The organism is Vibrio sp. Vb1554 (assembly GCF_033344235.1).
The window spans coordinates 1-7,820 of record NZ_JAWPOJ010000059.1; the positions used below are offsets into that span (position 1 = coordinate 1).

Here is a 7,820-nt window from a genome sequence, read left to right on the forward strand (position 1 = left end):
CGAGTGCCCACACAGATTGATAGGTCTATATTGTTAAAGAGCTTGCTTTGCGAGAAGTTTTTCTCTCAAAGCGGAGGTGCATTCTAGCGATTTAATTGACAGTGTCAAACACTTTTTCAATTTTATTTTTCGTAGAAGCTTTCACCTCTCCGACCCTGCTGAAGCCTTATCGCGTCTGCCGTGTCGGTGGATGCGCATTATAGGGAACTCAGATCCGTTCGCAACCCTTTTTTGAAAAAAAATGGAAAAAACTGACTGTTCGATGACTATTTCATCAAAAAAGCAAAAAAGAGGGTAAAAAAACCTCTTTTTCTGCCTTAAAAGCCGTATTTAAATGAATGCGTACGCGTCTGCGAACATACGTTCGCTCTTCGCTTTCTTGTTCTGAGTGAACTGTTCACGTGCTGCGCCAGCCATTTCAAAACGACCTGCAATATAGATATCGTAGTTTTCTAAGCTTTCGAAATCTTCAGCTACAGCTTGTAGCACGTTACCAACTTTACCTTGCCAGTCTGCAGGAGCTTCTTCTACTACTGGCACAAAGTGAACATTGGCAAACTTGTCGGCAATCTCGACCAGTTCGTCTTTAGCATAAAGCTGGCAGTTATCGCGCGCCCCCCAATATAAATAGATAGGATTGGTTTTATTCTGCGCTACGCAGTGATCCAGAATCGAGCGAACGTAACTGAAGCCTGTACCACCAGCAATTAATAATAATGGGCGTTCGCTTTCTTCTTGAACCCAAGCATCGCCATGTGGCGCATCAATTTCAATCTGACCATCAGTTTCAAGCGCCGCTTGCATTGCTTCGACAACTTCTTGTGCATAAGCGTTGTGTTCCGCCGCACCGATGTGCAGTTCAAGTTCACCTTCATGACGACAAGGGCTGCTTGCGATAGAGAAAGGACGTTTGTCTTTTTCACCCATCACCACCATTAGGTACTGACCCGCTTTAAAAGGCACTGTTGATTCTGGATGAAGAAGGATTTGGTAAGTATTACAAGCTAACGGCTGAATAGACTTTACTTTACATTGGATGGTCATGGTGTTCCTCTCGCTTACTCATCAAAAGTAAGCACTAAATTACTTTCTGTATAGGCTTGGCAAGGGAATATCCAACCTTGCTGTTGCTCTTTTTCGGTTAGCATCGGTTCGAGGTGGTAACTCACCTCGCCCGTTAGCTTTTTACACATACACATGGCGCAAGCGCCAACTTGGCAACGGTGTGGGAAGCGAATATTGTTGTTGAGCGCAGCTTCCAACACCGTCTCCCCTTCTTTTACTTGGAACGTAACGTCCATTGGTAGAAGGTGGACTTGATGACTCATAGAATACCTAACTGGTCCCAAATCTCATCGACTTTAGCCACAAGTTTAGGATCTTTTTTGATAGGCGTGCCCCACTCGCGCGTGACTTCAGATTCGAACTTGTTGGTCGCATCCAGTCCTAATTTGGATGAACTCTCAGTCTTACCAAGCACTTGAATCGTGTCTCTATCTGGGTCCATTCGAGTTGTCACCGCCCAAATGATGTCATTCCAATCTCGTGCATTAACGTCATCGTCGCACAAAATGATGAATTTGTTATCCGTGTACTGAGCAAAGAAGCCCCATAGATGTTCCATCAATTCTTGGGATTGACCAGCTTGGTCTTTCTTCATAGTCACGACAGCAAATTGGTTGTTTGCTGTAACTGGAAGATAGACGTCAACAATCTCAGGGCGTTGCTGTTTCAACTCATTTAGTTCTGCTTCGGTAATCGCTTTGCTGTCTCGCTCAGTGACCTCGGTTCGCGTCGCCAGCTCGGCATCCCATTTAATGGTCGCATCCAAACCCATTTTGGAGCCAAGCCCAACCACTGGTGAAGCAAAGTCGAGCGAGTCAATTGGCGTGTTATCTATCATCAAGGTATCACGTACAGGGTCCATATGCTCTGACATGGCTTTCACGACATCATTCCAATCTCGTGCGTTTACCGATTCATCGCACACAATAACAAACTTGGTATACATGAATTGACGTAAGAAAGACCACACGCCCATCATTACGCGCTTGGCATGTCCTGGGTACTGCTTCTTCATGGTGACGACGGCCATTCGGTACGAACAACCTTCTGGCGGAAGATAGAAGTCTTCAATCTCTGGGAATTGCTTTTGCAGAATAGGCACAAACACTTCGTTTAATGCCACACCCAATACAGCTGGTTCATCTGGCGGACGACCTGTGTAGGTGCTGTGATAAATAGGGTCTTTACGCATAGTAATGTGCGTAATAGTAAATACGTGGTGCTTTTCTTTTTCGTTATAGTAGCCAGTGTGGTCACCATAAGGACCTTCATCAGCAAACTCGTTCGGGTCGATATAGCCTTCCATCACGATTTCCGCGCTCGCTGGCACTTCCAAATCGTTGCTGACTGACTTCACGACTTCCGTTTTGCTTCCACGCAGCAAACCTGCAAATGCGTATTCCGATAGCGTATCTGGCACTGGTGTTACTGCACCAAGAATGGTTGCTGGGTCTGCACCAAACGCGACCGAAACTGGGAAAGGTTTACCTGGGTTGGTTTCCATCCAATCGCGCAGATCAAGCGCACCACCACGATGGGCTAACCAACGCATGATGATTTTGTTCTTGGCAATTTTCTGCTGACGGTAAATGCCTAGGTTCTGACGTTTCTTACTTGGACCTTTGGTTACGGTTAAGCCCCAAGTAAGCAGCGGCGCTACATCTTCTGCCCAGCAGCTCATTACCGGAATTTTATCCAAGTCGACTTCATCACCTTGCCAAACAATGTCTTGGCATGGTGCTTTACGTAAACGCTTAGCCGGCATGTTCAATACTTGTTTGAACACAGGCAGTTTTTCTAAAGCGTCTTTGAAGCCTTTTGGTGGCTCAGGTTCTTTTAAATAAGCCAGCAGCTTACCGACTTCTCTTAATTCCTTAACATCTTCACGTCCCATACCGATTGCGACACGCTCTGGTGTACCAAACAGGTTAGTCAAAACAGGTACGTCGTAGCCGATTGGGTTCTCAAACAACAGCGCAGGTCCACCAGCACGCAAGGTGCGGTCGCTGATTTCTGTCATTTCATAAGCGGGATCGACAGGGTGAGTGATGCGTTTAAGTCGACCTTTCTGTTCTAGGTGGTCGATAAATTCGCGTAAATCCTTAAAACTCATAGGCCTTCATGCTGGCTGATTAAACTGTCCGCAGTATAACAAATAGGAGGACTCTAAGATCCTCCTATTTTGTGTGGGTATGTGAGCAAGATTACTTTAATACTTGTTCAATCTGCCGAGTCTTTATCTGATGGTTCGAAGATACTAACTCTTCCAACCAGGTTTGATGCCCTTGTTGAGCAAGCTCTCGAGCAACCATGGTTGCTTCTTCTGATAACGCCATTTTTCTAACTAGAAACTGCTTTACTTGCGGAGATAGAGGGTTAGATTTTGTAAGTAGACTAATAGCTTCTGGCTTGAGTGATGGGTTAACTGTGGCATTCATCAATTGCTGAATGGAAAAAACGTCTCCAACCGCAGCTAAACGCTCAAGTTCGGACTGGCTGTTGTAATCGGCTTTCATCCGCCAGAGTAAGTTGTACACTTCCTCATCCTGACTAACTTGTGCCAACCTGACTATCACGGCCGTCGAGGGTAACCAACTGGTCACATTTGCTTTGGTTAACTGGGCCGTTAATGCAGCAAGCGCATTGGGTGATAAGCTGTCTAACTCTCGAATCAAAAGCGCTTCACGTGCTTGAGCTTGTTGAGATGGCCCTGTAAGCCATTGCTTTAAGTTAAGCTCTCTTCGTTCAGCTTGTAAGACAAAGTCCAAGGTACTTTGGTCTTGTTTCCAACGCTTAATCAAGCGACTCGCAATAACGGGAAAGTTAAAAGCGGGTACACTAAATTCATACCCATCACCTCGCTCTAACACTTGATAAGTCGGGGTCATACGGATCTGGGACTCAACAAACAGAGCCATTCGAGGCGTGAGAATCACATCTTGCTTTTCAAGCTTTTCCAACAATTGAAAGCGCACCACCTCTTGTTGAGGCAAAGCAAGTCGATCAAGGGCAAATTTAAGCGAGTCGACTTCATCTCTGACAGCGTAATCAAGCAGTTCAGAGACTTTAGCCTGTATTTGAGTATCCTGAAGCCACTGCTCTACTACAGACTCATGCATTTCCTTGGCAGATAATGTCGCAGGTAGAGTGATAAGTGACAAGCTCAGGAGTAATGACGACAACATTCCTTGTTGCATGTTAACCTCCCGATAACATTTCCTTCATTCTGATACTTCTATCGGGAGAAAGCAATAAAAAAGCCACCGATATACAGTGGCTTTTCGCAGAATCACTTATTTGAGACTATTGACGACGCATCGCATCGAAGAACTCATCGTTGGTCTTCGTCATCGCTAGCTTATCGATTAGGAATTCCATTGCGTCGATTTCACCCATTGGGTGAACGATCTTACGCAGAATCCACATCTTCTGTAGTTCGTCAGTCTTCGTCAGTAGCTCTTCACGACGTGTACCTGAGCGGTTGAAGTCAATCGCAGGGAATACACGCTTCTCAGCAATCTTACGGTTCAAGTGCAGTTCCATGTTACCTGTACCCTTGAACTCTTCGTAGATAACTTCATCCATTTTAGAACCAGTATCTACTAGTGCCGTTGCGATGATAGTTAGGCTGCCGCCTTCTTCTACGTTACGTGCAGCACCGAAGAAACGCTTAGGACGATGTAATGCGTTTGCATCCACACCACCAGTTAGTACTTTACCTGATGAAGGCACTACGGTGTTGTAAGCACGAGCTAGACGAGTGATAGAGTCAAGCAAGATAACCACGTCTTTCTTATGTTCAACAAGACGTTTTGCTTTCTCGATCACCATTTCCGCTACTTGTACGTGACGAGATGCTGGCTCATCGAAAGTCGACGCAACCACTTCACCTTTAACTAGGCGCTGCATCTCAGTTACTTCTTCTGGACGTTCGTCGATAAGAAGAACCATCAACTCACACTCTGGGTGGTTGTACGCGATGCTTTGCGCGATGTTTTGCAGAAGCATTGTTTTACCCGCTTTAGGCGGAGCAACAATCAGACCACGTTGACCTTTACCGATTGGCGATGCCAAGTCTAAAACACGTGCTGTAATGTCTTCTGTTGAACCGTTACCACGCTCCATAACCATGCGCTCATTCGCATGTAGAGGGGTAAGGTTTTCAAATAGGATCTTGTTACGGGCGTTGTCTGGTTTATCGTCGTTAACGGTATTGACTTTTAGAAGGGCAAAGTAACGTTCACCGTCTTTTGGTGGACGAATTTTACCAGCGATAGAGTCACCAGTACGTAGGTTAAAGCGACGAATCTGACTTGGTGATACGTAGATATCGTCCGGACCCGCAAGGTATGAACTATCTGCACTGCGTAGGAAACCAAAGCCGTCTTGCAGAATTTCCAGAACCCCATCGCCAAAGATGTCTTCGCCGCCTTTAGCGTGCGCTTTTAAAATCGCGAAGATGATGTCTTGTTTTCTTAAGCGAGCTAGGTTCTCTAATCCTAAGCTTTCGCCCAGTTTTACAAGGTCAGACACAGGTCTGTTCTTCAGTTCGGTAAGGTTCATGGTGGTGGATTCTTGTTTAGTCAAAATAAGATCTGTTTTCTAGTTAAGATGGATTTGGTCTCAGGATCGACCAAGAAGAGAAATTTGTTCAATTAACGCGCGATAAGTTAGCACTAATTAGTATTCTAGTCCAGAGTTAGAAAAACAAAACCGTGCATTGTAACTTTGCACGGTTTTATCTGTAATCACTTGGTGATTATAAGTTTGCGTCTAGGAACTCTTTTAGTTGAGTTTTAGACAGAGCACCTACTTTCGTTGCCGCTACGTTACCATCTTTAAATAGTAATAGCGTTGGAATGCCGCGAATACCAAACTTAGGTGGTGTACCTGCGTTATGGTCGATGTTTAGTTTACCGATAGTGAGTTTGCCTTCGTACTCGTCTGCGATTTCGTCCAAAATAGGAGCGATCATTTTACAAGGACCACACCATTCTGCCCAAAAATCCACTAGAACCGGGCCTGCAGCGTTGATTACATCGTTTTCAAAACCGTCATCAGTTAGCTGCAAAATCTTATCACTCATCTTCCACTCCAATGTGTTTTTCGAAACTGGTTGGATGATAACCAGTAATTAGATGCCCTATTGGAATGTATTTACTTTCGTATTGCAAGCTTTAGCTGATATTCTATAGCCATGAAAAAGACGCATATCACAGAGCAAAAGTTCGCCGATTTGGGCTTAAAGCCCCAAGTTATTGAAGGATTGGACAAAAAAGGGTTCGAATTTTGTACCCCTATCCAAGCCTTGGCGTTGCCGGTCCTGCTCACCGGCCAAGACATCGCAGGCCAGGCCCAAACGGGTACTGGTAAAACGCTCGCGTTTCTTACTGCTACGTTCAACCACCTTCTGACGACTCCGGAACATGAAGGTCGTAAGCCTACACAGCCACGCGCAATTATTATGGCGCCTACACGTGAGCTCGCTATTCAGATTTACAATGATGCAGAATCATTAACTGAAAGCACAGGTCTAAAAACCGCTCTAGCTTACGGTGGTGAAAGCTACGACAAGCAACTTTCGAAACTGCAAGACGGCGTAGATATTCTGATCGGAACAACAGGCCGTATCATCGATTTCTACAAACAGCGCGTATTTAACCTCAACAACATTCAAGCTGTTGTTCTGGACGAAGCCGACCGCATGTTCGATCTTGGCTTTATTAAAGACATTCGCTTCTTGTTCCGTCGTATGCCTGAGCCAAAAGAGCGTTTGAACATGCTGTTCTCAGCAACGCTGTCTTACCGCGTTCAAGAACTGGCATTCGAACACATGAATACTCCTGAGCATGTCGTTGTCGAACCAGAAAAAAAAACTGGCCACCGTATCCAGGAAGAGCTTTTCTATCCTTCGAATGAAGACAAAATGGCGCTGCTTCAAACACTAATTGAAGAAGAGTGGCCAGATCGCGCTATCATTTTTGCCAATACCAAGCATAAGTGTGAATCGGTTTGGGGTCATTTGGCTGCCGATGGACACCGTGTAGGCCTTCTTACTGGCGATGTACCGCAGAAGAAGCGTGAGAAGATTCTTGAGCAATTCACCAAAGGTGATGTCGACATCTTAGTTGCAACTGACGTTGCAGCGCGTGGCCTGCATATTCCTCAGGTAACGCACGTTTTCAACTACGACCTTCCTGACGACTGTGAAGATTATGTTCACCGTATTGGCCGTACTGGTCGCGCTGGTGCGAGCGGTCATTCGATCAGTTTTGCTTGTGAAGAGTACGCGGTTAACCTACCAGCAATCGAAGAATACATTGAGCATACAATCCCAGTTTCAGAGTACGATTCGTCGGCACTGATTCAAGATCTACCGGCTCCGATTCGTATGCGTGCACCACGCAACCAACAGCGCCGCACGAATACTGGCGGTACCCGTTCTGGTAACCGTAAGCCGCAGGGACGTCGTCCACGCCAACCGCGTCAATCGGCCCCAAAACAATCGTAATAGGAAACTGAGTTCGTTTTATGAGTCAAGCAGGATCATCACCGCTATATGCCGCCATCGACCTCGGGTCGAACAGTTTTCACATGCTCGTTGTGCGTCACATCGATGGCAGCGTTCAAACAATGGCTAAAATTAAGCGCAAAGTTCGTCTAGCAGCGGGCTTAGATGAACATAATTCTCTTAGTATGGAAGCTATGCAGCGAGGATGGGACTGCTTAAGTCTATTTGCGGAACGCTTGCAGGA

The 7,820-nt window shown here is 45.8% G+C and carries 7 protein-coding genes and 1 pseudogene; 2 read left to right on the forward strand and 6 right to left on the reverse strand.

Annotated features, from left to right (window positions below):
• Positions 1-330: 330 nt before the first annotated feature.
• From fre to trxA, 6 genes are all read right to left on the reverse strand, one after another.
• Positions 331-1,044 (reverse strand): NAD(P)H-flavin reductase, encoded by a 714-nt coding sequence (fre, locus tag R8N28_RS23290; protein ID WP_065274954.1) that lies wholly within the window; start codon positions 1,042-1,044, stop codon positions 331-333.
• Positions 1,045-1,058: 14 nt separating this feature from the next.
• A complete protein-coding gene (locus R8N28_RS23295) occupies positions 1,059-1,328 on the reverse strand; it encodes a 2Fe-2S iron-sulfur cluster-binding protein (RefSeq protein WP_009696789.1) in 270 nt (89 codons plus the stop codon).
• Positions 1,325-3,178 carry a 4-hydroxy-3-polyprenylbenzoate decarboxylase gene (gene ubiD, locus R8N28_RS23300; RefSeq protein ID WP_065274955.1) on the reverse strand — a complete coding sequence of 618 codons (1,854 nt, stop codon included), beginning with the start codon at positions 3,176-3,178 and terminating at the stop codon, positions 1,325-1,327. The genes R8N28_RS23295 and ubiD overlap by 4 nt, the downstream gene beginning before the upstream one ends.
• Positions 3,179-3,269: 91 nt before the next feature.
• Positions 3,270-4,262, reverse strand: a complete 993-nt coding sequence (locus tag R8N28_RS23305; protein WP_017821790.1) for a hypothetical protein — start codon at positions 4,260-4,262, stop codon at positions 3,270-3,272.
• 106 nt (positions 4,263-4,368) lie between these two features.
• A complete protein-coding gene (rho, locus tag R8N28_RS23310) occupies positions 4,369-5,628 on the reverse strand; it encodes a transcription termination factor Rho (protein WP_005378757.1) in 1,260 nt (419 codons plus the stop codon).
• A 196-nt stretch (positions 5,629-5,824) separates the two neighbouring features.
• Positions 5,825-6,151 (reverse strand): thioredoxin TrxA, encoded by a 327-nt coding sequence (gene trxA / locus R8N28_RS23315; RefSeq protein WP_004745500.1) that lies wholly within the window; start codon positions 6,149-6,151, stop codon positions 5,825-5,827.
• Between the two features lie 111 nt (positions 6,152-6,262).
• On the opposite strand from trxA, the gene rhlB reads away from it, so the two are divergent.
• Both rhlB and R8N28_RS23325 read left to right on the forward strand, forming a co-directional pair.
• Complete coding sequence (gene rhlB, locus R8N28_RS23320; protein WP_262635498.1) at positions 6,263-7,576, forward strand: ATP-dependent RNA helicase RhlB; 1,314 nt, start codon at positions 6,263-6,265, stop codon at positions 7,574-7,576.
• Between the two features lie 20 nt (positions 7,577-7,596).
• Positions 7,597-7,820 (forward strand): annotated as a pseudogene (locus R8N28_RS23325) (guanosine-5'-triphosphate,3'-diphosphate pyrophosphatase); the annotation flags it as partial.

What these genes read in the sequence shown, in the direction of transcription:
- rhlB (WP_262635498.1), top strand. Translation starts at nt 6,263, where the DNA reads ATGAAAAAGACGCATATCACAGAGCAAAAGTTCGCCGATTTGGGCTTA.
- R8N28_RS23305 (WP_017821790.1), bottom strand. Translation starts at nt 4,262, where the DNA reads ATGCAACAAGGAATGTTGTCGTCATTACTCCTGAGCTTGTCACTTATC.
- rho (WP_005378757.1), bottom strand. Translation starts at nt 5,628, where the DNA reads ATGAACCTTACCGAACTGAAGAACAGACCTGTGTCTGACCTTGTAAAA.
- ubiD (WP_065274955.1), bottom strand. Translation starts at nt 3,178, where the DNA reads ATGAGTTTTAAGGATTTACGCGAATTTATCGACCACCTAGAACAGAAA.
- trxA (WP_004745500.1), bottom strand. Translation starts at nt 6,151, where the DNA reads ATGAGTGATAAGATTTTGCAGCTAACTGATGACGGTTTTGAAAACGAT.
- R8N28_RS23295 (WP_009696789.1), bottom strand. Translation starts at nt 1,328, where the DNA reads ATGAGTCATCAAGTCCACCTTCTACCAATGGACGTTACGTTCCAAGTA.
- fre (WP_065274954.1), bottom strand. Translation starts at nt 1,044, where the DNA reads ATGACCATCCAATGTAAAGTAAAGTCTATTCAGCCGTTAGCTTGTAAT.